Source organism: Actinomadura decatromicini, assembly GCF_008121305.1.
GTDB classification, from domain to species: domain Bacteria; phylum Actinomycetota; class Actinomycetes; order Streptosporangiales; family Streptosporangiaceae; genus Spirillospora; species Spirillospora syzygii.
The window spans coordinates 24,797-51,795 of record NZ_VSRQ01000010.1; the positions used below are offsets into that span (position 1 = coordinate 24,797).

Annotated in this window: 25 protein-coding genes; 13 read left to right on the forward strand and 12 right to left on the reverse strand. The window is 71.5% G+C overall.

Translation table 11 applies throughout. The features are described 5' to 3' along the window. The first annotated feature begins 21 nt into the window (after positions 1 to 21). The 9 genes from FXF68_RS36295 (at position 22) to FXF68_RS36330 (ending at position 9,469) form a co-directional block, all read left to right on the forward strand. Positions 22 to 735, forward strand: coding sequence for a hypothetical protein (locus tag FXF68_RS36295; protein WP_187438292.1), 714 nt, complete (start codon positions 22 to 24; stop codon positions 733 to 735). After that, on the forward strand, positions 732 to 935 hold the full coding sequence (locus tag FXF68_RS36300; protein ID WP_148767367.1) for a DUF1918 domain-containing protein: 204 nt from the start codon (positions 732 to 734) through the stop codon (positions 933 to 935). Before FXF68_RS36295 ends, FXF68_RS36300 begins: the two co-directional genes overlap by 4 nt. A 118-nt stretch (positions 936 to 1,053) precedes the next feature. Continuing rightward, positions 1,054 to 1,185: a hypothetical protein gene (locus tag FXF68_RS44580; RefSeq protein ID WP_281292257.1), complete on the forward strand. Its 132-nt coding sequence runs from the start codon at positions 1,054 to 1,056 to the stop codon at positions 1,183 to 1,185. Between the two features lie 32 nt (positions 1,186 to 1,217). After that, positions 1,218 to 3,548, forward strand: coding sequence for a carbamoyltransferase HypF (gene hypF, locus FXF68_RS36305; RefSeq protein WP_148767368.1), 2,331 nt, complete (start codon positions 1,218 to 1,220; stop codon positions 3,546 to 3,548). 5 nt (positions 3,549 to 3,553) lie between these two features. Then, on the forward strand, positions 3,554 to 3,823 hold the full coding sequence (locus FXF68_RS36310) for a HypC/HybG/HupF family hydrogenase formation chaperone (RefSeq protein WP_148767369.1): 270 nt from the start codon (positions 3,554 to 3,556) through the stop codon (positions 3,821 to 3,823). After that, positions 3,820 to 4,908, forward strand: a complete 1,089-nt coding sequence (gene hypD, locus FXF68_RS36315) for a hydrogenase formation protein HypD (protein ID WP_148767370.1) — start codon at positions 3,820 to 3,822, stop codon at positions 4,906 to 4,908. Before FXF68_RS36310 ends, hypD begins: the two co-directional genes overlap by 4 nt. Further along, on the forward strand, positions 4,905 to 5,951 hold the full coding sequence (gene hypE / locus FXF68_RS36320) for a hydrogenase expression/formation protein HypE (protein WP_148767371.1): 1,047 nt from the start codon (positions 4,905 to 4,907) through the stop codon (positions 5,949 to 5,951). Before hypD ends, hypE begins: the two co-directional genes overlap by 4 nt. Before the next feature lie 232 nt (positions 5,952 to 6,183). Next, the gene (locus FXF68_RS36325) at positions 6,184 to 7,740 is read left to right on the forward strand and encodes a S1 family peptidase (protein WP_187438293.1); all 1,557 of its coding nucleotides are present in this window, start codon (positions 6,184 to 6,186) and stop codon (positions 7,738 to 7,740) included. Positions 7,741 to 8,212: 472 nt separating this feature from the next. After that, the gene (locus tag FXF68_RS36330; RefSeq protein ID WP_187438294.1) at positions 8,213 to 9,469 is read left to right on the forward strand and encodes a sensor histidine kinase; all 1,257 of its coding nucleotides are present in this window, start codon (positions 8,213 to 8,215) and stop codon (positions 9,467 to 9,469) included. Positions 9,470 to 9,609: 140 nt separating this feature from the next. Here FXF68_RS36330 and FXF68_RS44585 read toward each other — a convergent pair whose 3' ends face one another. From FXF68_RS44585 to FXF68_RS36365, 7 genes are all read right to left on the reverse strand, one after another. Beyond that, positions 9,610 to 11,610 (reverse strand): NACHT domain-containing protein, encoded by a 2,001-nt coding sequence (locus FXF68_RS44585; RefSeq protein WP_187438295.1) that lies wholly within the window; start codon positions 11,608 to 11,610, stop codon positions 9,610 to 9,612. Positions 11,611 to 11,801: 191 nt separating this feature from the next. Further along, positions 11,802 to 12,131, reverse strand: coding sequence for a DUF1707 SHOCT-like domain-containing protein (locus FXF68_RS44280; RefSeq protein WP_246179134.1), 330 nt, complete (start codon positions 12,129 to 12,131; stop codon positions 11,802 to 11,804). 8 nt (positions 12,132 to 12,139) lie between these two features. Further along, complete coding sequence (locus FXF68_RS36345) at positions 12,140 to 12,901, reverse strand: ABC transporter permease (RefSeq protein ID WP_148767375.1); 762 nt, start codon at positions 12,899 to 12,901, stop codon at positions 12,140 to 12,142. After that, the gene (locus FXF68_RS36350) at positions 12,898 to 13,698 is read right to left on the reverse strand and encodes an ABC transporter ATP-binding protein (protein ID WP_148767376.1); all 801 of its coding nucleotides are present in this window, start codon (positions 13,696 to 13,698) and stop codon (positions 12,898 to 12,900) included. The genes FXF68_RS36345 and FXF68_RS36350 overlap by 4 nt, the downstream gene beginning before the upstream one ends. Before the next feature lie 31 nt (positions 13,699 to 13,729). After that, the gene (locus tag FXF68_RS36355; protein WP_148767377.1) at positions 13,730 to 14,158 is read right to left on the reverse strand and encodes an SHOCT-like domain-containing protein; all 429 of its coding nucleotides are present in this window, start codon (positions 14,156 to 14,158) and stop codon (positions 13,730 to 13,732) included. A 19-nt stretch (positions 14,159 to 14,177) separates the two neighbouring features. Next, positions 14,178 to 14,438 carry a hypothetical protein gene (locus FXF68_RS36360; protein WP_148767378.1) on the reverse strand — a complete coding sequence of 87 codons (261 nt, stop codon included), beginning with the start codon at positions 14,436 to 14,438 and terminating at the stop codon, positions 14,178 to 14,180. Next, positions 14,438 to 14,797 (reverse strand): DUF2089 domain-containing protein, encoded by a 360-nt coding sequence (locus FXF68_RS36365; protein WP_148767379.1) that lies wholly within the window; start codon positions 14,795 to 14,797, stop codon positions 14,438 to 14,440. The genes FXF68_RS36360 and FXF68_RS36365 overlap by 1 nt, the downstream gene beginning before the upstream one ends. Before the next feature lie 836 nt (positions 14,798 to 15,633). Between FXF68_RS36365 and FXF68_RS36370 the strand changes: the two genes are divergently transcribed. Further along, a complete protein-coding gene (locus FXF68_RS36370) occupies positions 15,634 to 16,071 on the forward strand; it encodes a hypothetical protein (protein ID WP_148767380.1) in 438 nt (145 codons plus the stop codon). Positions 16,072 to 16,854: 783 nt separating this feature from the next. On the opposite strand, the gene FXF68_RS36375 is transcribed toward FXF68_RS36370, so the two are convergent. The 5 genes from FXF68_RS36375 to FXF68_RS36395 all read right to left on the reverse strand — a co-directional run bounded on the left by FXF68_RS36375 (position 16,855) and on the right by FXF68_RS36395 (position 21,206). Further along, the gene (locus FXF68_RS36375) at positions 16,855 to 17,391 is read right to left on the reverse strand and encodes a hypothetical protein (RefSeq protein WP_148767381.1); all 537 of its coding nucleotides are present in this window, start codon (positions 17,389 to 17,391) and stop codon (positions 16,855 to 16,857) included. Continuing rightward, complete coding sequence (locus FXF68_RS36380) at positions 17,388 to 17,783, reverse strand: hypothetical protein (protein ID WP_187438296.1); 396 nt, start codon at positions 17,781 to 17,783, stop codon at positions 17,388 to 17,390. The genes FXF68_RS36375 and FXF68_RS36380 overlap by 4 nt, the downstream gene beginning before the upstream one ends. Before the next feature lie 9 nt (positions 17,784 to 17,792). Beyond that, positions 17,793 to 18,557: a hypothetical protein gene (locus tag FXF68_RS36385; protein WP_148767383.1), complete on the reverse strand. Its 765-nt coding sequence runs from the start codon at positions 18,555 to 18,557 to the stop codon at positions 17,793 to 17,795. Then, positions 18,554 to 18,901 (reverse strand): hypothetical protein, encoded by a 348-nt coding sequence (locus tag FXF68_RS36390; RefSeq protein ID WP_148767384.1) that lies wholly within the window; start codon positions 18,899 to 18,901, stop codon positions 18,554 to 18,556. The genes FXF68_RS36385 and FXF68_RS36390 overlap by 4 nt, the downstream gene beginning before the upstream one ends. An 85-nt stretch (positions 18,902 to 18,986) precedes the next feature. After that, positions 18,987 to 21,206 carry a PASTA domain-containing protein gene (locus FXF68_RS36395; protein WP_148767385.1) on the reverse strand — a complete coding sequence of 740 codons (2,220 nt, stop codon included), beginning with the start codon at positions 21,204 to 21,206 and terminating at the stop codon, positions 18,987 to 18,989. Positions 21,207 to 21,501: 295 nt separating this feature from the next. On the opposite strand from FXF68_RS36395, the gene FXF68_RS36400 reads away from it, so the two are divergent. The 3 genes from FXF68_RS36400 (at position 21,502) to FXF68_RS36410 (ending at position 26,996) form a co-directional block, all read left to right on the forward strand. Continuing rightward, positions 21,502 to 22,215, forward strand: coding sequence for an FHA domain-containing protein (locus tag FXF68_RS36400; RefSeq protein ID WP_148767386.1), 714 nt, complete (start codon positions 21,502 to 21,504; stop codon positions 22,213 to 22,215). Positions 22,216 to 22,316: 101 nt separating this feature from the next. Continuing rightward, entirely contained in the window at positions 22,317 to 22,577 is a 261-nt protein-coding gene (locus tag FXF68_RS36405) for a WXG100 family type VII secretion target (protein WP_148767387.1), read from the forward strand. A gap of 138 nt (positions 22,578 to 22,715) precedes the next feature. Next, a complete protein-coding gene (locus FXF68_RS36410; RefSeq protein ID WP_222870265.1) occupies positions 22,716 to 26,996 on the forward strand; it encodes a type VII secretion EssC family protein in 4,281 nt (1,426 codons plus the stop codon). Positions 26,997 to 26,999: the final 3 nt, after the last annotated feature.

The following is a 26,999-nucleotide window of genomic DNA, read 5'->3' on the forward strand; positions in this document are numbered from 1 at the left end:
TCGCTTGCGGAGGCGAAGATGATGAGCACCATTGTCCGCGGATCGGCACTATCCGTTCTCGCCGCCGGTGCCTACGCCGTTCTCGTGCGTCCCCGACTGCTCCGATGGGGAGCGACCGCGGAGGAGGCGGCGGCCGTGTATCCGGGCGACGATCTCGTCGAGGACCCGACCGGACAGTCGACCATGGCCGCCTCCCTACCCGCACCGCCGGAGAACGTCTGGCCGTGGCTGGTCCAGATGGGCTGCAGGCGCGGCGGCTGGTACAGCTGGGACCTGCTCGACCACGGCGGGCGGCCGAGCGCCGACCGCATCCTCCCTGAATGGCAGGGGACGGCGGTCGGCGACCGCCTGCCGACCGTGCCCGGCGGCGCGTCCTACTTCCTGGTCGAGCTGCTCGATCCGCCCCGGACGCTTGTGCTGCGCGCGGACCTGGCGTTCCCGTCCGGGAAGCCGTTCGATCCGCGCGGCCCCATGCCCAAGGCGTACACCGACGGAATCTGGGCGTTCCACCTGAGGCCGCTGCCCGACGGCGGGACGCGGCTGATCGTCCGGACGCGCGGCCGGGGAAAGCCCGCCGCACTCGATCGCGTCGTGGCCCGGCTTTTCGGGGAGCCCGCCCACTTCATCATGCAGCACCGGCAGTTCCGTAACCTTTGCCGCCGTCTCGTCGAAGACGCTCCGGTCCGCGCGGGGCATTCGGCTGGTGCTCGTGAAATGACAGGAGGAGTCCAATGAAGGCGAACAACGGCGATTGGGTGATCGTGCGAGGCCACCAGGTGGGGGAGGCGGACCGGAAGGCCCTGATACTCGAAATCCATGGCGAGAACGGCGCGCCGCCCTATGTCGTTGAATGGGACGACGGCCACGTCAGCACATTCTTCCCGGCCGCGGACGCCGTCATCGAACGGCATTCCGCGACTCGCCCGCCGGGCTGATCCGTTGGCCGATCGCGCACGGATCGTGTCTTGCTGAGCATCTGCCAAGAGGGGCGCACGGGGGAGTGTTTACCTCACGTGTGTTTCCCATGATCCGGCTACGGGCTAACGTCGGCCCGTGGCAGCCGAAGACTCGGTGGTACCGCGTCCGTCCGGAGAGACGGCGGAGCCTGCCATCCGCCGGTGCGCGGCCCGGCGCGGCCTCGCGGTCGGGACCTTCGTCCCCGACTTCGAGGCCGGGCGGCCCTGATCGGGCCGCGGGACGCGGAGGAGACTCGCCGCATGACCGATACGCGGACACGCGAGGACGGCGGGACGGCCGAGGCGCGGCGGTTAGAGGTCCGCGGGACCGTGCAAGGAGTGGGATTCCGGCCGTTCGTATACAGGCTGGCCCTGGCATGCGGGGTCCGCGGCGACGTGCGCAACAGCGGCGGCGTGGTGGTGATCACGGCCGTGGGAGAGGCGCCGATGCTGGACGACTTCGCGGCCCGTCTCGTCGCCGAGGCGCCGGAAGCCGCGTCGGTGACCGGAGTGACGGCGACGGCGCTGACCGGCGCGGTGGCACCGGCGGGATTCGCGGTGCTCGGCAGCGCCGCGGACGGGTCGGCCACCCGGGACGTGCCGCCCGACCTGGCCACCTGCGAGGACTGCCTGCGGGAGCTGTTCGATCCGGGTGACCGGAGGTACCGGTATCCGTTCGTGAACTGCACCGCCTGCGGCCCGCGCGCCACGATCATCGCGGCGCTGCCCTACGACCGGGCACGCACGACGATGGCCGCCTTCACGATGTGCCCGGCGTGCGAGGCCGAGTACCGCGACCCAGCAGACCGTCGCTTCCATGCCGAGCCCATCGCGTGCCCGGCGTGCGGGCCCCGGCTCGCCTGGAATCCCGGTGGGCAGCAAGAAGAGGAGGCCCTGAGCGCCGCCGCGGCGGCGATCCGCGGCGGCGGAGTGGTGGCGGTCAAGGGCATCGGCGGCTACCAGCTGGTGTGCGACGCCACCGACGCGGCAGCGGTCGGCAGGCTTCGTGCCGCCAAGGGCAGGGAGGCAAAACCGCTGGCCGTGATGGTCCCGGATCTGGCGGCGGCGCGCGCGCTCGCCGACCTGACCGCCGCCGACATCGGCGCGCTGACCTCGTCCGCCCGTCCCATCGTGCTGGCGCCGCGCGCGAGCGAAGCGCTCGCCGCGCGGGTGTGCGACGGTCTGCCGGACGTGGGCGTGTTCCTGCCCTATAGCCCCCTGCACCACCTGCTGCTGCGCGATGTCGCCAGGCCCTTGGTCGTGACCAGCGGAAACCACGCGGGCGGACCGATGGTGATCGAGGACGACGCTGCTCACCACCGACTGGCCCCGGTCGTCGAGGGTGTCCTCTCCCATGACCGGCCGATTCTGGCCCGCTACGACGACTCCGTCGTCCGCGTGGTGGCCGGGCGGCCGTCCACCCTGCGCCGGGCCCGCGGTCTCGCTCCGGCTCCGCTGCCCCTTCCGGTCGCCGCCACCGAGCCGGTCCTGGCGCTGGGAGCCCAGCTCAAGCACACCTTCACCGTCGCCAACGGGCCGCGGGCGATCGTCGGACCGCACACGGGCGACCTTGAGGACGCGGAGACCTACGCCGCGTTCGAGCATGCGCTGGAGCGCTGCCTGCGCGTCGAGGACATCGAACCGACGTACGTGGCGCACGACCTGCACCCGGAGTACCTGTCCAGCAAGCACGCGGCGCGATGGCCCGCGCGCCGCCGGATCCCGGTCCAGCACCACCACGCCCACGTCGCCGCCACCGCCGCAGAACACGGTGTCACCGGCCCGTTCCTCGGCGTCGCCTACGACGGGCTCGGGCTGGGCGACGACGGCACCTTCTGGGGCGGAGAGATCCTGCTCGCCACCTACACGGGATATCGAAGGCTCGGACGCTTCTCCCGCGCGCCGCTGTGCGGCGGCGCCGCGGCCGTGCGGCGCCCGGCCCGGATGGCGCTCGGCTACCTGTTCGGCGCCGAGCCCCTGGACCACGACGGCCCGGTCGCCGACCCGGCAGCGGACCTGGTGGCGCGGCTGCCCGAACGGGAGGTCGCCGTCGTCCGCCGCATGATCGATCGGGGCGTGAACTCGCCCCCGGCGTCCAGCGCCGGACGGCTCTTCGACGCCTTGGCCGCGCTCCTCGGGATCTGCGACGACAACCGTTACGAGGGTGAGGCCGCGATGAGGCTCGAAGCGGCCGCCGCCGGACAGGACACTGCGGATCCGCTCGACTGGAGGCTGGTACGGAACGGCGGGCTGTGGGTGTACGACGGCACGGCCACGCTGCGCGACGCGCTCGCGGCCCGCGCGGACGGCGAGCCGCCCGGGCGGATCGCCGCCGCCTTCCACCGGACCCTCGCCGCCGTCACGGCCGAACTGTGCGACCGCGCCGCCGCCGATGCCGGCGTCGGCACCGTCTGCCTTTCCGGAGGCGTGTTCCAGAACCGCACGCTCGCCACCGCCGTCGTCGGCGCGCTGGACGAGGCGGGATTCGAGGTCTTCATCGGCGAACGGGTCCCGGTGAACGACGGCGGTGTCAGCTACGGGCAGGCGGCGGTCGCGGCGGCGCGGCTGGCGAGCGCCCCGGAGAGGAGATGAACGGCATGTGCCTGGGCATTCCCGGACGGATCATCGAGGCCGACGACTCCTACCCGCGCATGGGCGTGGTCGACTTCGACGGCGTCCGCCGGGAGGTCTGCCTCGCCTACACGCCGGAGGCGGACGTCGGGGACTTCGTCATCGTCCATGTCGGCTTCGCGATCAGCACGGTGGACGAGGAGGAGGCCGCCCGCACCCTGGCGGTGCTCAACGCCATTCCCGACGCGCTGAGCGCCGAACTGGCCGGCGGCGACCCGTCCGGGAGTGCCGGATGAGATATCTCGACGAGTACCGCGACCCGGTGCTGGCCCGGCGGCTGCTCGCCGACGTCCACGCCACCGCCACCCGGCCCTGGACGATCATGGAGGTGTGCGGCGGGCAGACGCACACCATCGTCCGGCAGGGCATCGACGAGCTGCTGCCCGCCGATGTCCGCATGATCCACGGCCCCGGCTGCCCGGTCTGCGTCACCCCGCTGGAGACCCTGGACCACGCGCTGGCCATCGCCGCCCGCCCCGAGGTGGTCTTCACCAGCTTCGGCGACATGCTCCGCGTCCCGGGCACCCGCGGCGACCTGCTCGGACTGCGGGCCAGGGGAGCGGACGTGCGCGTCGTCTACTCCCCGCTCGACGCCGTCGGCCTCGCGGCCGCCAACCCCGACCGGCAGGTGGTGTTCTTCGCGGTCGGGTTCGAGACCACCGCCCCGGCCAACGCCATGGCCGTGCTGCGCGCCCGCGACCTGGGCCTGGACAACTTCTCCATGCTCGTCAGCCATGTGCTGGTGCCGCCCGCGATCACCGCCGTCCTCGACGCGCCCGACAACCAGGTGCGGGCGTTCCTGGCCGCGGGCCACGTCTGCGCGGTCATGGGCTGGACGGAGTACGAACCGATCGCCGCCCGCTACCAGGTGCCCATCGTGGTCACCGGGTTCGAGCCTCTCGACCTGCTCGAAGGGATCCTGATGGCCGTCCGGCAACTGGAGGACGGCCGCCACGAGGTCGAGAACCAGTACGCCCGCGCGGTGCGCCGCTCCGGCAACACCGCCGCCCAGGACGCGGTGCGCCGCGTCTTCCAGGTGACCACCCGGACATGGCGCGGCATCGGCCCCATCACGGCCGGCGGCCTGGCGCTCGCCCCCGAGTTCGCGGACTTCGACGCCGAACGCCGCTTCGCCGTCGACGGGCTCGACTCCGCCGAGAACGCCGACTGCATCGCCGGAGCGATCCTGCGGGGGACCAGCCTGCCCACCGACTGCGCCGCGTACGGCACGCGGTGCACGCCGCGTCATCCGCTGGGCGCGCCGATGGTGTCCAGCGAGGGCACCTGCGCCGCCTTCCACAACGCCGGGAGAACACGATGACCGATCCGACCGCCCTGAGCTGTCCCGTTCCGGCGCCCGAGACCGAACGGGTCCTGCTCGGCCACGGCTCCGGCGGACGTCTGATGGCCGAGCTGCTGCACGACGTGATCGCGGCCGAGCTGGGCGCGGACCGCGTCACCGAGGACGCCGCGGTCGTCGACACCGGCACCGCCGAAGTGGTGACCAGCACCGACTCCTTCGTCGTCACGCCCCGGTTCTTCCCCGGCGGCGACATCGGCTCCCTGGCCGTGCACGGCACCGTCAACGACCTCGCCATGCGCGGCGCCCGGCCGGTCGCGCTCACCCTCGCCTACATCATCGAGGAGGGCCTGCCGCTGGACGAGCTGCGCGCGGTCACCGCGTCGGCGGCGCGCGCGGCGGGCCTGGTCGGCGTCCCGATCGTCAGCGGGGACACCAAAGTGGTCCCGCGCGGCGCTGCGGACGGCCTGTACGTCACCACCGCAGGCATCGGCGTCCGCCGGCTGGGCGCGGCGCCCTCGGCCGCCCGGGGCCGTCCCGGCGACATCGTCCTGCTGTCGGGACCGATCGCGCTCCACGGCACCGCGATCCTCAGCGCCCGGGAGAGCCTCGGCTTCGAGGCCGAGATCGCCTCCGACAGCAGGCCGCTGCACGCGCTGGTGGCCGCCATGCTCGACGCGGGCGGACCGGACGTGCACACCCTGCGCGACCCCACCCGGGGCGGTCTCGCCAGCGCCCTCAACGAACTGGCCGATACCTCGTCGGTCGGCGTCGACATCGCCGAGGACGCCGTCCCCGTACCGCGGCACGCGGCCGCCGCCTGCGAGCTGCTCGGTCTGGACCCGCTGCACGTCGCCAACGAGGGCTGCCTGGTCGCCTTCGTCGCACCGGCCGCGGCCGACGCCGTCCTGCGGGCGATGCGCGCCCGCCCCGAAGGCGCCGAGGCCCGCGCGATCGGCACGCTCACCGACGAACATCCCGGCCGCGTCCACATGCGCACACTGCTCGGCGGCGTCCGCGTCGTCGACATGCTCGTAGGCGAGCAGCTCCCACGCATCTGCTGACACGCCGGACGAACCGGCCCCGGCTCGAGCCGCGACTACACGTAGGAAATGGCGTGCTCCCTACGCATGTGCGCTGGGCGCGGCCGGTCTCGGCCACGTCGGCGGGAGACTCATCCGGGTGGCACCGGGCCGGCGAATACCCCCAGTTCGAAATGTCGGCTGGATTTCGAGGTATCCCATGCGAACATCGCTGGTTCGTTCCTCCTTCTCGGCCCTGTCGGTGGCGTCGTGCATGCTGCTGGCAGCGCTGGTCGTGGCCGGTGCGCCGGCCCGTCCCGCGGCCGCCGGACCCGATCCCGCACCCAGCTCGGCGGCGGGGCCGGTCCTGTTGACGCCGACACCCGGGGTGGGCGAGAAAACGGCGCGGTCATCGCCGACGATGTTCGAGGCGATCCAGCGGGACCTGCACCTGACCCGCGCCCAGGCGATCACCCGGCTCGGCCGCCAGCACGCCGCCGACGCCGTCGAGTCACGGGCCCGCCGCGCCGCCGGACGGTACTTCGCGGGCTCCTGGTTGCGCGCCGACGCCTCGGCACTGATGGTCGCGGTCACCGACCAGCGCGTCGCCCAAGCGGTCCGCGCCGCGGGCGCCACCCCCACGCTGGTCGCCCACTCCCGCGGTGAGTTGGAGATGGCCCGGCTCAAGCTGCGCGCCCGCGCCGGCAAGCTGCCCGGCAAAGCCGTGCAGGATTGGTACATCGACCCGGTGCGCAACCGGCTGGTGGTCTCGGCGGCGCCCGGTGCGCGGCGTGCGGCCGACCGCTGGGTCGCGGGCGCCGGCGTGGCCGCCGACCTGGTGACCTATGAAAAGAGCCCGCGGCCGGCCAAGCTGACCGCCGACCTGGTCGGCGGCGACGGGTTCCGGAGCCGACGCGGCGGCTGCACCGTGGGATTCGGCGTCAGGCCCCTCGCCGGTGGCCCCACCGGGTTCGTCACGGCGGGACACTGCACCCTCGCCGGCGAGCTGATCACCATCGGCGGCCAGGCGGTCGGCAACACCGTCCGGTCCACCTTCCAGTCCTTCAATCCCATCAGCCCCAGGCGCCTGCGGGACCAGGCATTCGTCCAGGTCGCCCCGATCCTCGGCGGGGTCGTCCCCCAGCCGCAGCCGCTGGTGCGGACCAACTTCGGCAACGTCGCGGTCCTGGGGTCACAGGCGGCCAGGATCAACGACATCCTGTGCGGCTTCGGCAACACGTCCCAGTACCGCTGCGGCCCGCTGGTCAGAATCGACCGGGACCGGCCCGCCGAGTTCGAAGAGGCCCCGGGCGACGTGGTGACCATCCGCAACCTCAACGACGTGGGATTCTGCAGCGCCGCCGGCGACTCGGGCGGCCCGGTGTTCGACCCGATCACCGGCCAGGCGCAGGGCACCGTCTCCACCTCGGCCTGCGGTCAGCCACCCCTCGCCACCTCCGGTTACCAGCCCATCAACCAGACCCAGCTCGACCTCAACGTCCGGCTCCTGCTGCCCGGCCAACCCCCCTCCTTCCCCGCCCCGTTCATCACCGCGTTCTCCTGCGACACCGTCAGCGGGCCGCCCGGCCCCGACGGCGAGCCGTACTCCTCCTTCTTCTGCGAGCTGTACTGGGACGGCGGCACCGACCCCGACCAGGTCCAGGTCAGTACGAACGCGCTGTCGGCCAACCGGATCAACGACTACGACGAGAACCACGTCAGCATCAACGGCAAGTGCGGCCGTGACAAGGACGTCTTCGTCTCGGTGTCGGTCTTCGACGCCGAGGGGCGGCGCGCCGACGCCAACGTCAACTCCTTCTGCCCTCGCTGAACCCACCGGGCCCGTCTCCGGTCCACCGAGATCAGGGACGGGCCCTATCGGCCACCTCGGCCTCCCGGCGAATTCCCCATTTGCAGGCCATAGGAGGTTGGTAAGGCGATTTTGCCGTGTTGCCGAGCGGCGTGCCCGTTGAGCGCGGAACTCCTCGTCGCGCATATCTGCGGCGGCTCCGATCCTGTGCTGGAGCAGCAGCTTCAGTGGGTGCTCGGCGAAGGTGTCCAAGAAGATGTCGAGTCCCCGGCCGACATGGACGTGCCGTCGAAGCCGAGTCCGGCGAACGGCCATGTCGCCATGTCGCCTTGTCGAGGACCGACGCGTCCTCAGGTTCATCGCTCGGCATCTGTCCCGTATAGGAACCCCCTGGTCGGCCGCCTTGTAGCGGGGATTTCGCCGTGGGGTTGATTTGAGGTCTGTGGACTGTGGGTTGGGTGTCGTTTGGCGGTGGTGTGGATAGGTGTGGAAGGTGGCGGAGGTCGATTTCTCGGCGGTCTTCGAGGCGTCGCCGGTGGCGGTCGCGGTTTTGTCGCCGGTGTGGGAGTACGTCGCGGTGAACGGCGCCTATGAGCGGTTGACGGGGTGGTCGCGGGGGGAGTTGCTCGGCCGGAATGTGTTCGAGGTGTTTCCGGGCGGGCGGTCGGACCGGGCTGAGCAGTTGCGGGCGTCGTTGGAGCGGGTGGTGGCCGTGGCCGAGGTCGACACCATGCCGTTGCAGCGTTACGACACCGAGGAACCGGGGCTGCCCGGGGTTTTCCATGAGCGGTACTGGAGCATCGTCAACGCCCCGGTCCTGGGGCCGGACGGAGCGGTAATGCTGGTCATCAACCGGGTCGAGGAGGTGACCGGGTTCATCCAGCGGCTGCGGGAGATCGATGCCGCGTCCGGCGGTGAGCCGCTGCCGGAGGAGCTGGTCGCGGGGACCAGGGCGATCGAGGCCGAGTTGTTCGTGCGGGCCCGGGAGTTGCAGGAGGTCAACCGGCGGCTGCGGGGCGCCCGGGAACGCGAGCGGCAGGCCGCGGTGGCGGCGCGCAGGGCGCTGCGGCGCCAGCAGCAGGCGGTCGCCGACACCTCCCATGACCTGCGGGGTCCGCTCGCCGGGCTGCAGACCCGCCTGGAATCGGCCCTCGCCGACCCCGACGCCGATTCCCGGCAGATCCTGCACGCCGCGCTGCACGACGCCGAGCGCATCGGCGACATCGTCTCCGACCTGCTGGAGCTGGCCCGTCTTGAGGCCAACACCCCGTTGCGGACGCAGCGGGTCGACCTGGCGCACCTGGCCCGGACCGAAACCGCCCGCCGCGCCGAGGGCCACCGGCTCCCCGACGTGTCCGTCACCGTCGACGCCGAGGACGCAGTCGAGGTGGACGCCTCTCCCGTCCGGCTCACCCGGTTGTTGAACAACCTGCTCGACAACGCCGAACGGCATGCCCGAAGCCGCGTCCACATCACCGTCACCCGAGAGGACGGACACGCGGTCGTGGACGTCACCGACGACGGCCCCGGCATCCCCGCCGACGAACGAGAGAACGTCTTCGACCGCTTCTACCGAGGCGCCGACGCCCGCCGCTCCGATCCCGGGGGCACCGGCCTGGGCCTGCCGATCGCCCGTCAGATCGCCCTGGCCCACCACGGCACCCTGCACATCGCCGACCACTCACCCGGCACCCGCTTCACGCTACGACTCCCCCTCCACCGCCCCGACCACAACAACTCCAACCACTGATGAACCGACCCTCCACACCTCCGGCCGCATCAACCGCGCCCCGAAGCCCGAGCAGCGCAGGCTGCGGCCGGTGACGTCGCTGACGGTCGGCGCGCCCTCAAGCCCGAGGTTCGCTGGGCGGGTACGCCCGCTCGTCTTGACTAATGGTCTTGTGGCGAAAGGTAGGTGGCGGCGAGATGGTCGTGGAACTCGGCGTGCCGGAACTGGTAGACCGGGCCGACTGTTCGTAGCAGGCCCAGCCGGTGCGCGTCGTCGAGGAAGGCCATCAGGGAGCGTGGTAGCCGATGTTGCCGGGCTAGCCAACAGGTGGCGATCAGATACGCCAGCCAGGCATGATGCTTCCCGGACGCGAGCCCGAGCGTGAGGCCGGCCGCGACCCCGGCCCCGAGCCCGCCCGCGAACCCGCCCAGGTGTTCGAACCCGAACTCGGGCCGGAACCAGAGCCCGAACGTCAGCCCGCCCGCCAGCCCGAAGGTACAGGCGCGCAGAAGGTGCAGGGCGCGGTCCGCGCGCCACGTGGCGACGGGCGTGTTCGCACGTCCTGTGGCCGCCGGGGTCTCCACCCATGCGCTGAGCCCGAACGCGAGCACGGCCCAGGGCCCGGCAGCGAATCCGGCGGCGAGTCCAGCAGCGAGTCGCCGGACGAGAAGACCCTTTCTCCCGGTGATCTCGAGCCTGGCGTAGCCAGGGGTTTCCTGAGCCCACTCGTGAGCGCCGATCCCGATCCCGATCGCGGACACAAGCCCGAACACGATCCCGGAGATGAGCCCGAACACGATCTCGAACGTGCACCCGAACGCGATCCCGGTCGCAATCCCGAAGGCGAGTCTGGCGAGGCGGCTGATGGGGGTGTGGCTGGTGGCGGCGAGCCGCCACCAGGCCAGGTCTCGGGTGGGGACGGTGTCCAGGAGGTGGGCGAGGTAGCCGAGCCAGCGGGTGGCGTGGTCGGGGTCGTGTCGGTGGCGGAGGCGGAACAGGTCGGCGGGGTCGGTGCTGGGTGGGCGGGTGTGGATGAGGGCGGGGATGAGTTGGTCGAACAGATGGGCTTGCAGGTGTTGCGGGGTGGGGTAGCGGGTCGGGTCGGTGAGCGGGGTGGGGTCGATACGGGTGGTGATGTGGGTGGTGCGCAGCAGCCACAGCCCCAGTGGATTGGAGACAAAGCTGGTCAGGTGGGGGGCGCCGCCGGTGCGGATCTGGTGCAGGGTGTCGGCCCAGCCGGGCGGTGGTATCGGTGGCAGGCAGGAGTCCAGGTGGTCGGCGGCGGTGTCGGCGGTCAGGGGTTGGGGCTGGATGACGGCGGCGGAGGTCACGACGTCGCGGGCGAGGGTGGCGTCGGTGTACTCGCGGGTGCGGCTGGTGAGGATGAGTTGGTCGTGGTCGGCCAGCGATCGGTTGAGCGCGGCGATCACGTTCGTGCGGGCTTGGGCGGGGATTTCGTCGAGTCCGTCCAGGACGGGGAGGACGTGGGCGCGCTGGACCAGTTGGACGGGTGCGTCTGTGCCGTACTGCGGTGCCCGCAGCGAGGGGTAGGTCTCGGTCAGGCGGGCGGCGAGCCAGCCCTGGAGCCTGGGGAAGCGTTCGGTGTCCCAGTCGGCGATCGAGACCAGCACGGGGACCGGGTCATCTGGGTTGGGGTGGTCGAGCAGTTCGCGGACCAGTTGCACGGCCAGGGTGGTCTTGCCCGACCCCGGCCCTCCGACGATGACCAGTCGGCGGCGCCGCAGCGTCCGGAACCGCCCGGCCATCTCGCTGATCTGGTCTCCGGTGCCCGTCCAGGTCAGGACTGCGGCGGCGGTGATGTGCGCGGGATGGTCCATGATCCGCGGGTCGGACGTGAGTTCCCACTGGATGGGGATCGGGGCCGGGTCGTCCAGTTCCCGGATGCGTGCTTCTTCCCGCCATTGGGCGGCGACCATGACCGCCAGCGCGTCCTTGGCCGCGGCCAGCGTGTCGGCGTCGGTGACCGGGCTCGGGCCCCGCTGCCGCCACCACCATGACACCAAGCCGACCACCAGCGTCGGTACGGCCAGCAGCACCGCGATCAGCGCCGCCACGTTCACCGAGGTCTGCAGTCCCTTGGCTCGCCAGGCCGCGAACATCCACACCAGCAGCCCGGCCACCACCACCAACCCGGCGGCCATGACCACCCCACGCCATAAGCCGCCACGCCCTCGCATCCCACCATCGTCCGGCCGCAGCGGCCGCAGTGCCGGAAACTCGCCCAAACCGTGTTCAGCGCGGCGGCGACCACCTTCGGCCGTCAGTCTCCGTTTCAGCGCGGCGGCGACCACCTTCGGCCGTCAGTCTCCGTGGTTCTCGCGGCTGATCGAGGTCAACGTCGCCTCCCTGAGCGAGCTGCCGTCAGGAAAGGCGCCACTGTGCGGGGCCGACGCGCCAGGCGGGCGTGAGGCCGGGGTCCGGACCGGAACCATCCCCGCGTGCGCGGGGCCGACCGGCCGCTGCCTGGTGCCGGGATCAGGTCGGTGGTCAGCGAGGTCAGCGCGTCGATGGTGCGGGCGTTCAGTGCGGCGTCCAGCCGCTCCTCGAACTCGACCGGGTCGAGTCGGCCGTCGGCGACCGCGCCGCGCAGCAGGCCGATGACCTGGTCGCGGTCCGCGTCGGACGCGCGCAGCGCGGGGGAGCCGGGCGGATCTGCGATCATCGGGCCTCCTAGGCGACGGTGCGGCGGTACATGGCCATGGCGAGGCCGTAGGCGGCGATCAGGATGCCCACGCACCAGGCGAGAGCGGTCCAGATGTCGGTGTGGACCGGCTCCTGGGCGAACAGGTCGCGGATCGTGTTGACGATGGACGTCACGGGTTGGTTGTCGGCGAACGCGCGCACCGGGCCGGGCATGGTGTCGGTGGGCACGAAGGCGGAGCTGATGAATGGCAGGAAGACGATCGGGTAGGCGAACGCGCCCGCCCCATCGGGGGTTTTGGCCGTGAGCCCGGGAATGACGGCGAGCCAGGTCAGAGCCAGGGTGAACACGATGAGGATCCCGGCGACGGCAAGCCAGGCCGACGCTCCCGCGCCAGAACGGAACCCTATGAGAAGGGCGACGAGAACGACCAGCACGAGCGAGATCAGATTGGACACCACCGAGGTCAGCACGTGCGCCCACAGCACGCTCGAACGGGCGATCGGCATGGACTGGAATCGCTCGAAGACGCCGCTTTGCATATCGGTGAAGAGCCGCAGTGAGGTGTAGGAGATGCCCATCCCGATCGTGATCAGCAGGATGCCGGGCAGCAGGTAGTTCACGTAGTGCTGCGACCCGGTGCGAATCGCGCCGCCGAACACGTAGACGAACAGCAGCATCAGGGCGATCGGCGTGACCGCGACCGTCAGGATGGTGTCCAGGCTGCGGGTGACGTGACGCATGGTCCGGCCCGTCAAAACGGCGGTATCGCCGAAGAATCGAGTGGTCATCGTTTTTCCTCAGCGGTCTGGGCGGCCGCCGGGGCGTCCGCGCCGGTGTCGTCGCCGATGATGGCGAGGAAGACGTCTTCGAGGGACGGTTGCTTTTCGACGTATTCGACCTCGGCCGGGGGGAGGAGCCGCTTCAACTCGTCGAGGGTGCCGTCGGCGATGATCCGTCCCCGGTGGAGGATGGCGATCCGGTCGGCGAGCTGTTCGGCCTCGTCCAGATACTGCGTGGTGAGCAGCACCGTCGTGCCCCGTCCGGCGAGCTCCTTGATGCTGTTCCACACTTCGACGCGGGCCTGCGGGTCGAGGCCGGTGGTCGGTTCGTCCAGGAAGACCACCGGGGGATTTCCGATGAGGCTCATGGCGATGTCCAGGCGGCGGCGCATGCCTCCGGAATATGTCGACACCCTTCGTCTCGCCGCGTCGGTGAGCTGGAAGCGGGCCAGCAGGTCATCGGCGACCTGGCCGGGGCCTGCCACCCGCCGTAGCCGGGCCACGAGTACCAGGTTCTCCCGGCCGGTGAGGGTTCCGTCCACGGCCGCGAACTGCCCGGTGAGGCTGATGGACTCCCGCACCTCCGCCGGTCGCGCGGCGACGTCGAAGCCATTGACGCTGGCCGTTCCCCCATCGGGTTTAAGCAGCGTGGAAAGGATTCTCACGACGGTCGTCTTTCCGGCTCCGTTGGAACCGAGCAGGGCGAAGACGCTGCCGGGCGCCACGCCGAAGTCCACGCCGCGCAGCACGCGCAGCTCCTTGTACGACTTCTCAAGACCCTGTACGTGAATCGCGTGTGTCGTCATGCGGATCTCCCTTCGTCGGCCCGTGACGGTCTCACTCGCAGAGAACCTGCACCTTGGCGTCGGGGTCGTCTACGTCGACGGTGACCTCGTCGAGATGCTCGATCAGGTCCTCCAGGTGCTGCGGCTTGAGCTCGGTGAGGTCGATCGGGACGCCCGCCTTGTCCAGCTCCACGTTGGCCCTGGCGAGCGCCCGCGGAGGGACGAGGCTCGCGAGCCGGACCCCGGCGCGCAGCAGTTGCAGCGGGACACGGACGTTGATCCGCCCCGGTCCGTCGCCGCCGCTGTCCGTCCAGCTCACCAGCACGCGCAGGTACTTGGGCCGGGGTGTCGGGGACGCCGTCGTCGGTGGCGGCGGCTCGGGCCGGGCCTTTTGCACGGCATTGATCAGCCGCTCGGCCTCGTCCACGGTGATCTTGCCCTCGGCCAGCATCTGCAGGATCTGGCGGCGCTGCTCGTTCATCGCTGCTCTTTCCTCTGACTCATCTCACGCTCACCAGCACAGACGTCCGTCCCTGCTCGATCTCGAAACGGGTACCGGGCAGCGCCCACACCAGTTGCCAGATGCCGCACAGCGCGCCCACCGGACTCACCCGGAAGACAACGCATGCCACCAGTCCGGCCGCCGCGGCGAGCAGCAGCAGCGGTGACAACACCACCAGCACCGGCACGACAGGGAGGTACAGCCGTAGCCGACGGCCACTGCTACGGCGATGGCGTACCGTCACCAACTGCGGGAACATCAGGACCTCTCCAGCTCGGCCAGCGCCTCCTGAGCGCTGATCTCCCCGCGCCGCAGGCGGTCGACGACATCGGCGCCGCTGGGCGCCGGGTCGGTGTCGACGAAGTCGAGACGCTCGGTGATGCGGTTCAGCCGGGCCTTGACCGTCGGGTAGCTCACCCCGAAGATCCGCTCCATCTCCTTGATCGAACCGTGCGCCCGGACGAACGCGGCGACGAACACCTGGTCGTCGACGCTGAGCTGAGCCAACTGCGGCGGCTCGAACCGCCCCTCGATGGCGACATCGCTGTCGGCCAGCCGGACCCGCTCGACCACGAACGGCCGACCGTGCGTCAGGTCCGTCAGCTCCTGCCAGTCCACCCTCGGCCCCCTCGGTCGACGACTCGTTTCCAGCTTCAGTTGTATCTTGACTTTCTGGAGTCGTCAACGCCGAGAGATTGATTTTCTTAATCTAATCATCAATGATCTGAATCCAGCGGTGTTCGCCTAGGTTCTGCTCCCGTGGCCGACCATCCACGCCCGGCGGTCTCGATCGACCGGCGGGCCCGCGAGGGCGCTTGACGAGGGTTTCGTCATCGAGACGTGTGATCCCAGCCGTGGCATCCGGATGGTGAGGGGAGCGCGGAACGAGCGCCCGCAGGGGCGCGGGTACGTCAACCGGGAAGTCGACGTCCAGCCATCGTGACGTCGGGAGCGCACCCTTCTCACCCATCGAACGCACTGATTCCAGAGGCTCGATGACCGTGGCGACGGCCTGCTGCGGACGTCCCGGACAAGGTAGTTCTTTCGGAACCCTCGGGAAGCGCGTCCAGCGACCGCCACCACACCGGAGCCCACCGGTTCACGCGAAACCCCGCCGGTATCCGGCCGACGGCCAGCAGCACGGTTCCGTCCGGTCCCCGCAGCGGCTCACCGGGAGTGCCGGGACGGCCGGGCTCGCCGGGCCTGAACCAGCCGCCGCCCGCCAGCCCGGAGGAGGTGAGGGTCGAACTCGATCGGCTCCAAAGAATCCAGGCGGGATTGCCCCAAGCGACCAAGACCTTGGAGAAGGCCGTCCAGGAACTGGTCGGGCTGAAGGTCGCGGAAGCGTCCTTCACCTCGTTCACCTACTCGCTGGCCATCGCCTACAACGAAATGGAGGCCCATACATTGCGGGAACTGCGGCTCCTACGAACACCCCTGGGAGTGAGAAACGAGTGGATCAACTCGAGGACGCTCTTGGGTTCGACCCCGAAAAGCTGGCTAAGGACGCCGACACCTTCTTCAACCGGCTCCGCGACATGCACCAGGCCGACGCGGAGATCACGGCCCGCGCCGAGTCGGCCGACCGGCGAGTCGCGGTGGAGTACTCAAGTGCCGAAGGTGTCCGGACGCTGCACATCGATCCGCGGGCGATGCGCACCGGGGCCGACGAACCAACGCAGCAGAGACCCTCGACAAACTCCAAAGCCTCCTGCGCCGCTGAGCCCTCGAAACCGGCCGAGCGGCGGCGATATCAAATACCGGCCCTGCGCTGGCCCCTGCCGTCTGTGCGGACCATCCGCCTCCCCAGCACACAGGCCAGCGAACATGGGGCCGCCCTTCGGATTCTTTGCGAGCTGGTCCGGAGGGTGTGTTTGCGAGAGCCCGGTTGATGGCGTTACCCACCCATCTCCGAGTGGCCACAAGTAGGCGCTACCTCGTTCGGAACCCACCCCGCGGGACGTCCTGGCGAGCTCGGCGCGCGCCGCCGAGCCAACATCGAGCCGACGCGGGGACGAACTGGACGGATCCGGCGGGGAGCATACCGGGCATCTTCTTTGTTTGCCCTGGTCAGGGGTGGTGGGTTGCGTGGGACTCGAACCCACAACCTACGGATTAAAAGTCGGCTGCTCTCGTATCAGAGCAGCGCTCTCAGTATTAGACTATACCGCTCTGTCCGCATCCAGCACCATCCCCGTGCCGCTACATCCCGCTCCCTGCCAGTCCGTTTCGAAACCGCCGAGCAGACAACGAGCCGACATGGTCGTACGGCGCCCGCGGCTAAATGCCATGAGCGGGCCCCGTCCTTAGCCTGTAGCTAGCAGAGAATGTGAACCATCCTCGCGTGCACGGGGCCGACAATTTGTGGTTCTTGCCCTCGTACTCTGTCCCAGGAGCATCCCCGCATGCGCGGGGCCGACGACGAGGAACTCGGGCTTGTGGACCGGATCGAAGAACCATCCCTGCGTGCGGGGGCCGACCGTTCTGCGCATGATTACTGGCACGTGCTCGCCTTCGCGGGCATTGCAGGAACCCGGTCACCGGGATGCTCCGCCGGACGTGCTCTCCGCCCGGTGGACAAGCGAGAGCAGTGCGGTCAGGAAGCGCGCTCATCGTGCAGTTTGCGAATCCGGCGCTCGGTCCGCCCACCCGGCCGCCTACCGGCCGGACGCTGATCAGGGTGAGAGCCCATGCGTCTCTCCTTGGAAGGTCGGGGACGCCAGCAGCGACAGCCACGTCCATACCGCTGTGGGCGTGGTCGGCGTCAGAGAGATCAAGGGGCCGTTCGCTGCGCCGACAGCTTCGGGCGGGCAAGGCTGGACGGCCCACAGCCCCGCTGAGGCGCAGTCGAGGATCTCGATGTCACCGCCGGGCGCGGCCGTGACCCGCCAGCGGGCGATCAGCGAAGCGCGGATCGTCGCCAGCAGGTCGAGCCAGTCGCGGGAGATGTCCGGCTCCCGGCAGTCGCCGAGCAAGACGTCGAGTCCCGTCTGGGACGTGACGAGCATGCCCGAGGTCTTCGCCCGGGGCCGGGGCGCCAGGGCCACGAGCGCGGCGATCCACTCGGGGACGACGTCCGCTGGCACCACGCGCGGGCCGTCCATGCCGGGGAGTTCGACGGCCGCGACGCCGTCCCCGATCACGCAATTGCCCGTTCCCGGGTGGCGTCCCACGAGGACGGTGACCTCCACGGTGCGGGTCTCCTCACTCACCGCGAGTAGCTCCTCATCGACCGCCCTATTGCGGGAGCGAGCCCGGCATACCGGGACGCCTCGACGGCGGCGCACAGCACTGCGGGCCGGTCGCCCTCGACGAACCATATTTCGGACGTCAGCGCGCGCCCGTTCTGCGTGTGCGCGGTGAGCAGTCGACGCGCCGAGACGCCGCCACGGCACCGTACCGGTTCGTCGTCCAGCACGAGCACCCCCGTCTCCCGCCACGCGTCGCACAGCGGATCGCCTGCGTTCCCCTGACCGGCGGTGACCGTCAGCACGCCGACCGGGCGCTCCCCGTCGCCCCGCGGAAGCGCCGCCACCCGGACGTCGCCGATCGTCGGGAGCACCACCCAGCCGGTAGGGAGGCGCAGCGGGAACTCAGTCGCCATCATGCCGTCCTAGAAGATCTTGTTGACGACGGGGATGTGCTCCTTCGCGTCGCCGATCGCGTCGCCCAGCGGGTCGATGGCGTTGTCGTCCAGCCACTGGCCGCCGTCGCCGACCTTGTCCACGCACCAGGTGGCGCCGTCGGCCAGGTACTCGTTCTGGTGCAGCTTGCTGTCGGCGATGGTCCAGGTGAGCTGGACGAGCGGGCCCGCGGGCCCCGGAATCCGGGACAGCCCGACAGTGACGGCAGCGTGCGCGAGGCTCCGGCCGATCTTGCGGTCCATGCCGATGTATGGGTTGCGGAACTCGGCCGCGACCGCGCTGCCCAGCTCGATCGCCGCGCCGCCGAAGCCGAGCCTGCTGCGCAGCCGCTCCGCGCCGAGCTGGTAGGCGCGATTGACCTTGGCCGCGTCCAGGTTTCCCTTCTTGGCCGCCGCGATCGCCTCCGACCTGCTGTACTTTGCGATGGCCTCAAGTTGGAGTTTCAGCGGCTCCACCGCCCACGTCAGCTTCCCGAGCGCGTCGGCGAGCTCGGCCAGGCCGCCGCGCCGTGCGACCTCCTGGCCCAGTCCCTCCACGGCGCGGGCGGCGGCCATGATGTCGCCGCGGGCTGCGTCGACGGCGCCGACGACCCGGCCCCGGACGCCCGGCGGCATCTCCACGCCGAGGTCGAGGCCGGTCAGCGTGCGCGCCGAGTCGATCAGGTTCAGGTGCAGTTGCGTGAGCTGCGGGGCGGCTGCGGCGAGCTCGTCGGCGTCGATGGTGAGGGTGGTCATATCTTCCCCTCCGGGATCCCCGAACCGCGGTTGACGAGTTCCGAGTAGCGGGTGGCCCAGCGAACCTTGGCTGCGGCGACCGCGTCGGCCTCGCGCTCCAGGAAGTCGGCGGCGCCGAGCAGGTTCCGGGCCGTGCCGTCCGCCAGGCGCAGGGCCCCGGCGATCCGCGCCTTGACGCGCCTGCCCTCGTCCGACTCCCAGTGGGACAGCCGGACGTTGGCGCGGGAGCCGAGCCGGTGCGCGGTGCATCGCAGCTGCGCGGCCAGCGCTCGCATGCCGTCGGGATCGCCCTCGGGCTCCGCCCCGATCATCGCCCGGGCCTGACCCGGGGGCAGCGTTTCCATGTCCCGACCGTACGAACCGGCCGCCCGCCGGGGCTATGGGTAATGCTCCCCAGCAGGCGGCCGGTGCGGGCGCCGCCAAAGCTCGTCATGGCCAGACGCATCCGAGTTGCTCGGAGTCCTCGGCTCCCCAGGACGTGGGGCTGTCGGTGATGCCGTACCTCCGTTGAGCGCCCACGTCTTTCCAAACCCGGTAGATGGGCTTGGTGTCGGCGCCGCAGCTCATGAACACTGCCGCCGGGCCCTCGTTCACCCATCCGTCCCATGCTTGGAGTCGGCTGTAGAAGCGGTTCGGTTCCAGGCCTCGGCAGCGTTGTCCGCTGGTGCAACTGAACTGGTTGACCGGCCGGGCCCCGGGGATGTTGCCATCTGCGGCGGTGTAGGCGCGGCCTACGAGGAACGTCCCGCCGCCCTGTTGCATGGTCCAGACATTCGGACTGGTCTCGGTGATGTAAAAGGGCACCGCACGCCATGGCGACCAATAGATGTTGATCGGAGTATTCGGCGGGAGTTGCTGTCCGGCCGCATCCTGGCGGTTGACGACCCGGAAATTCCCGGCCAGCTCATGATTGTCGGCGCACGCGAAACCCGCGCCCTGGAGCCTGCTGCACGCCTCATCGCGGTCCAATCCCACCACCGAGGGAACAGTGGGGTTGGTGCCGTAATAGGTGAGCGTCGCCGTGTCGCCCTGCTTGGCCACCTGCCCGGCCGCGGGCGTCTGGCCGTAGACCCTGCCCGTCTGCTGTGCGTCCGGCGGCGGGTCGCCGAGTTTCGCGTCGCAGTTCATCCCGAGCCGCTGGAGCCGGTCGCACCCGTCCTCCTGGAGGCCGCCTTTGACGTCCGGGACGACGAAGGAGTTCGGATAGGTGATCGTCACCCGCCGGTCGGAGGGGACGGCGCCCTGCCCGGGATTCTGGGCCGTCACCACGCCGAGCCGACTGTTGTCGGTGACCGGCGTCGGGTCGATGCTGGCAACGCAGCGGTGGCCCGCGTTCCGGATCAGGCGGCAGGCGGACTCCTTGGTCAGGCCGACCACGTCCGGCACCGGCCGCGCCTGCTGCGCCGGAGGCGGAGACGGCTTCGGCGTGCCGCGTCCGTTCCCGCTCCCGCTCCCAGGGCCGTTGCCCTCGCCGCGGCCCGGGAGCCGGTTCCTGGACGGCACACCCGCACCCGACCCCGGCTTGGCCCGGACGGGCCTTCTGACCGGCGTTCCCACTGGGCCTCGCCCGCTTCCGGGATCCGGGGCCCGCGAGGTGGTGCCGCCCTGGCCGAGGTCGGGGAACCGCGCGTTCCCGGACCGGTCGACGGTGATCGCCCAGCGCTGGAACTGGTTGTTCGCCCAGATCCGTCCGCCGCTCACCTGCAGGTCGAACGGCTCGCCGTGACGCCAGCCCTCGGCGGGCACCGTCTGGCGCATCGCGCCGGTGGACGCGTTGAACCGCCGCAGCCCCGGTGCGGAGTAGTCCGGCACGTACACAGTATCGTCTAGGACGACCGGAGCGCCGAGCAGGGAACCGGGCTGCGCGGCGAGGTCGGCAACCTCCACGTGCCCGGTTCGGGGATCGAGCGCGGCGGCCCGGCGGGAGCGGGTGTCCACGCCCAGGACATAGCGGCCCGCCCCCCGCCAGGAGCCGAGCAGAATCCGGTCGCCGGATAGCCGCAGTTCGCCCACCGACCGCGGCCCACCCGCGTCAAGGGCAAAGGCGCGGCCCGCCCGGGTGACCGCGACCGCGTGGCCGTCGGCCACAGTGATGCCGATGACCGGCGCGTCGAGCCGGACCGTGCGGACGACCCGCCCGCCCGTCACTTCCAAGATCCGGCCGTCGGGCACCAAGAGCCACATCGAGTTCCCCGCCGGGACCGCCGCCCTGATTCCCGGCGGGAGCTGGATCGGCGCGCCCGCCGGGCGGCCCGGGGCCGGCACCTCGCGGACCGCGCCCGTCCGCTTGTTGATGACATAGCCGCCCGAGGCGGTGCTGATCCCCTCTATCTCGGAGCCGCCGTCCGGCACGGCGCTCTTCGGCCCGGTCGGCAGCATCGTGGAAGGGTCGATCACGGTGTACGTGCCGTCCTTCTTGTTGACCGCCACTAGGCGGCCGTCGCCCAGCCGGGTGATCTGGAGCGGCTCCCCGCCCGCGGCCAGCGGGCCGGTCTGCGCGTCGATCTTCCGGCTCTCTCCGTTGACGTGCGCGACCTTGTCGTCGCGTGCCAGGTAGGCCGAGCCGTCGTCGAGCAGCGGCCGCGCCACCGAGTAGCCCGCCCCGACACCGGCGGAGACCAGCGCCGCAAGCAGGACGACCGAGAGCACCGAGCCGCCCGCCTTGCCCGCGGGCCCGGTGACCGGCCGAAGCCATCCCAGCCGCGACGACCTTTTCCGCCGCGGACGACGCGAATCCGAGTTCTGTTCGGATTTCTTCCGCCGGGCGATTCGGAGCCATCCGAAAAGAGGTCGTCCGTTAAGGCGGGATCCGGTCATTACATTCCTTCGGCTGGCGCCATCACCGCAGAGAAGCATCAGAGTAATGCCGGGGAACCTGTAGCGAAATGGGACACGCTCCCCAAAGATGGGAGCGAATACCGAATCGTGGACGGGAACGGGGCGCATGGGCGGGACCGACGTGGACCAGAGGAGCATCCACATCACGGCGGACGGGCGCCGATGGGAGGTACCGGCCGGCGACACGTTCACCTTCGGCCGGGCGGCCGACTGCGACTTCCGCCTACCGGACGGCGACTCCGCGGTGTCCCGCAGAACCGGATCGGTCGAACGCGCCGCGGGCGTCTGGATGCTGGTGAACCGGAGTTCGAGCCGGTCCCTCACCGTCGTCGACCCGTCCGGGCTGCGCAACGTGCTGGCCCCGGGCAAGAGGATCCCGGTGGACGGCCGGATGCGCGTGATCGTGGAAGGCGCCGCGAAATACGAACTCGTCCTGACCGGCCCGGAACCGGAGCACGCCGTCACCACGGGCGACGAGACAGGAGCGCCGACCTCCGCCGGCGCGGACGTGCTCATCAACGAGAACGATCGCAAGGCCCTGGTCGCATTGTTCGCCGGATACCTCCTGGAAGGCGTCCGGTACAACCCGGCTCCCCGCTCGTACGCCGCCGCGGCCTCCCGCCTGGGCTGGCCGCGAACCACACTGGTCAAACGCGTCGAGTACATCCGAACCCGCCTGACCAACGCCGGAGTACCGAACCTGCAGGGCTTCAACGCGCTGAGCATGCTCGCCGAATACGCCCTGACCACCAGGTTGATCACGCCCGACGACTTGCGACTGATCGGCCTCACCTCATCGGGCGGGACGACCGCCCCGTAGCACCGAGACTGGGGAGCTCTTCCGATTCCGCCGCGCCGGCGCGGCTCCTACCTTCGGTGACAACGCGGGCCTGTGGCCCGTCTCGATCCGGAGGAGGCGACATGACCATCCAGGCAGACCTGCTCGAACTGGAGACCCTCTCGCGCAGGCTCGGCACCTGCAGCAACGAGGTTGACGACCTCAAGCACGCGCTCACCACACTCATCTCCACCACCACCTGGACCGGCGGGGCCGCCGACCGCTTCCGGCAGGCGTGGGAGGCACAGTTCCGTCCCGCCCTGGACGCGCTGGCACGCGAGCTGACCGTCGCCTCCCAGGAGGTCAGCCGCAGGAAGATCGCGATCGACCACGCGGCCAACTGAGCGGCAGCGCGGACGGGGCCCGGGATGACCATGAACCTCGATCTGCTGGTCCATGCGGGGAACGACGACCCGGTTGCTGTGACCGTTCACGCTGACCAGAATGCGAGCGTCGGGGATCTGCGGGAGTGCCTCGTCCGGGTGATCGGTGCGGATGCCGCCGCGCCCGCCGAGCCCGGGGAGGAGCGCCTGGCCGACGGTCTTCCCCTGACGACCGCCGGGCTGGTGACCGGGGCGGCCGTCGCGGTGGGCACGCGTCCCGGAGACTTCGCGATCAAGGCGGCGGAGCGGGTCAGCGGCGCACTGGAGGCCGTCGTGGTGGGCGGCCTGCACGCGGGCGCCGGGTGCCCACTCCCGGCGGGGGCCGTGCTTGACGTCGGCCGGTCGCCCGGCCGCGGGCTGCGGATCCCCGATCCGGAGGTCAGCCGTCGGCACGCCCGGATCGAGGCCGCCGCGGACGGCTGCACGGCCGCGCTGCGGGACGAGGGCTCCGCCAACGGGACGCGGCGCGGCGCCTGGCGACTCGAAGGCGACGCGGTGCTCGGCGGGGATGGCGAGCCCGTGGGGATGGGCGAGTCGATGCTCGCCGTGCGCCCGCCCGTCGGCGGCGACGCCGAGCTGACCGCCAGCGCGGCCGCAGGCGTCAGACTCGTCAACCGCCCGCCGCGGATCGCCGTCCCCGACCGGCTCCCCGAGCTGCTGGTGCCGGTCGCGCCCGCCGAGCCGCGCGGGCTGCGCTTCCCCTGGGCGGCGACGTTGCTCCCTGCGCTGCTGTGCGGGGCGCTCTACTTCGTGCTGCCGCGCGGCTTCGCGGGCTATCTGCTGATCATGCTGGTGCTGTCGCCCTTGATGGCCATCGCCAACCTGGTGTCCGACCGGCGTTCGGGTCGGCGCGACCACCGCGCCGAGCGGGTCGCATACGTGCGGGCCCGGGCGGCCTACGAGAAGGCGCGGGACGAGGCCGTCGCCGCCGAGGAGGCCACCGCACGCGCCGCCCACCCCGATCCGGCGGCGGTCGCCGCCCGCGCCGGTGTGCCGCCGGGTGCCGGCGCGCCCGCGGCGCAGCCGTCCTCGGCGCTCTGGGAGCGGCGGCCGGGCGACGCGGACTTTCTGCGGCTGCGGGTCGGGCTGGCCGACCGGCCCGCCCGATTCCCGCAGCGCGTCGACCCGTCCGCCGGGGCCCGCGCCGCGGACGCCGCGACACCGGAGCAGCCGATCGTCCGGGACGTCCCGGTCACGGTCGACTTGGCCGCTGCGGGAGTCCTCGGAGTCGCCGCGCCGCGCCCGGCCGCGGCGGCGATCGCGCGGGCGCTGCTGGCGCAGGTGGCTGTCCTGCACTCCCCGGCCGAGCTGGGCCTTGTCGTGATCACCGGCCGGGACGCCGCTGCGGGCTGGGACTGGGCCACCTGGCTCCCGCACACCCTGCCCGGGTCTGGGGCCTTCTCCTGCACCCGCATGATCGCGACGGACGCGGCGCAGGCGGAGGCGCGGCTCGCCGAGCTGCGACGGCTGGTGGACGAGCGCGCCGCCGAACGCCGCGGCGCGCTGCGGCAGGGGCCGCCCACCGGTCGGTCGCTGCTGGTCGTCCTGGACGGCGTGCACGCCCTGCGCGACCTCGCCGGCCTCGGCGACCTGCTGGTGGACGGCCCCGCGTCCGGTGTTTACGCGCTGTGCTTGGACGCGGAGGAGACCGCGCTCGCCGACGAGTGCAGCGCGACGCTGGTGGCGTCCAACGGCTCGGGCACCCGCGCCACCCTGCGCTGCCGTGGCGTCCCGCCGGTGGAGGACATCCTCGTGGACGGGCTCGTCGACACCACGGCGGCGGCCGTCGGCCACGCGCTGGCCCCCCTCCGGCCGCTCGGGGAACGCGGCGGCGACTCCGCCCTCCCGGACACGGCGCGCCTGCTCGACCTCGCGGACCTGGACTCGTGCACACCCGAGGCGATCCGCGCGCGGTGGGCGCGGAGCCGCGCTGGCCGTTCCACCACCGCTCTGCTCGGTATCGGGGCGGACGGCCCGGTGAGCGTCGACCTCACCCGGGACGGGCCACACGCCCTGGTCGCGGGCACGTCCGGATCGGGCAAGTCCGAGCTTCTGCAGACCCTCGTGGCCTCCCTCGCCATCGCGAACACCCCGGACGCGCTGACGTTCGTCCTCGTCGACTACAAGGGCGGCAGCGCGTTCGCCGCCTCCGCGGACCTGCCGCACTGCGTCGGCCTGGTCACCGACCTGGATGGCCATCAGGTCGGACGCGCCCTAGAGTCGCTGTCGGCGGAGCTGCGGCGCAGGGAGGAGCTGTTCGCCGCCGCCGACGCCAAGGACATCGAGGACTACTGGACGCGCACCGGCGCCCGCCTCCCACGGCTGGTCATCGTGGTCGACGAGTTCGCGTCGATGATCGAGGAACTGCCCGAATTCGTCCCCGGCATCGTCGGCATCGGCATGCGGGGACGGAGCCTCGGCGTGCACGTCGTGCTGGCGACGCAGCGTCCGGGCGGCGCGGTGAGCGCCGACCTGCGCGCCAACCTCAACCTGCGCATCTGCCTGCGGGTGACGTCGCCGTCGGAGTCGGTCGATGTGATCGAGACGGCCGATGCGGCGCGCGTCCCGGTGCGCTTGCCAGGCCGCGCCTACCTGCTCGCGGGCGGCGGCGAGCTCCGGCAATTCCAAACGGCACGCGCCGGGTGGCCGGTCCCGTCCGACCCGGCGGCGCAGGACGCCGCGCCCGCGGTCCAGGCCACGATCCGCCGGATCGAATCCCTCGGCCGTGCCCCGGCCGGATCCCGAACGTCCGCTCAGGTGGAGTCGTCGGAACGCACCGATCTCACCGAGCTGGTGACGGCGATCTGCAAGGCCGCCGACGATGCCGGTCTGGCGACGCCGCCCCGCCCGTGGCTGCCGCCTCTTCCCGACCGCGTCGCCCTCGCGGACCTCGGCTCGTGCGGCGCTGAGGGGCTGGCGGCGGCCGTGCTCGGCCTGGTGGACCGGCCCGCCGCGCAGTCCCAGGAACCGTTCGTGCTCGACCTCGCGCGCACCGGGCCCGTGGCGATCGCCGGGATGTCCCGGTCGGGACGCTCGACCGCCCTGCGCGCCATCGCGGCCGGGCTCGCCGCCAGCGCGTCTCCCGCCGACCTGCACCTGTACGCCGCCGACTTCGGCGACCAGGCGCTTGCCCCGCTGGCGGCTATGCCGCACTGCGGCGCGGTCGTGGACGGCGCCGACGCCGCCCGGTTCGACCGCCTCCTCACCACCCTGCGCGAGGAGATCGGCCGGCGGCAGCGCCGGACCGCGCACCGCCCGCATGTCGTCGTGCTGATCGACCGCCTGGAGGTCTTCCTGTCCCGCTACGTCGACGTCGACGGCGGCCGGCTGGTGGACCGGCTGGAGGATGTTCTGCGCACCGGGCCGGGCGCGGGCGTGACGGTCGTCCTCACAACCGACCGCACCGGGTTCCAACCGCGGATCGCTTCCGCGGTGGCCGGGCGGCTCGTCCTGCGGCAGGCGTCACCGGACGACGCGGCCGTCTTTGGGCTCGATCCGCGGGCCCTGCCGCGCACGATGCCGCCCGGCCGCGGACTCTGGGCGGACGGCGGCCAGGAGATCCAGGTCGCGCAGCCGGACGACGAGGCGTTCGAGCGGCTCGGCCCGGAGCTCACGACCCGCTGGGACGGGCTCGCGGAACACTTGCTGCCGCGCCGGGTGGACGCCCTCCCCGAGCACATCACCCTCGCGGAAGCCGAGGCACTGCGCCGGACTCCACGCCCGCAGGGCCCGGCGGCTTGTGCGCCCGCGGTCGGCGGCGACCGGCTCGGCCCGGCCGACATCGACCTCACCGAGGCCGGAGGGGCCTTCCTTGTCTGCGGCCCGCAGCGTTCCGGGCGCTCCACCGCGCTGGCGTCGATTGCGCTCACCCTCGCCGGCAGGTCCGACCGGACGCTGCCCGTGGTCCTGGTGGCCCCGCGCCCGTCCCCGCTCCGCGAGCTCGGCGGCGAGCCGGGCGTGGACGATGTGCTCCACGGGAACCCGGCCGACATCGCGATGGCGGTCGCGGACGCGGCGGCGGCCGGTCCCGTCGCGCTCGTGGTGGACGACGGCGAGCTGCTCATCGACCCTGCCCTGGCCCACACCCTGGAGTCGGTCGCCCGCGACGCCCGCGACACCGGCTCGATCCTGGTCGCCGCCGCCACCACAGAGGACGTGCAGATGAGCTTCGGCCGGGGCTGGCTGGCGGCGGTGCGGCGGCCGCGCTCAGGGCTGCTGCTGAACCCGGTCTCCACCGAAGGCGAGGTCTTCGGCCTGACGCTCTCGCGCTACCTGAACCGGGGCTGGCCGCCGGGGCGGGCGTTGCTGGTCCGGCGCGGCGACGCCGTCCAAGTGCAGGTCGCGCAGCCCGGCACGGGGAGAGGTCCGGAAGAAGCATGAATC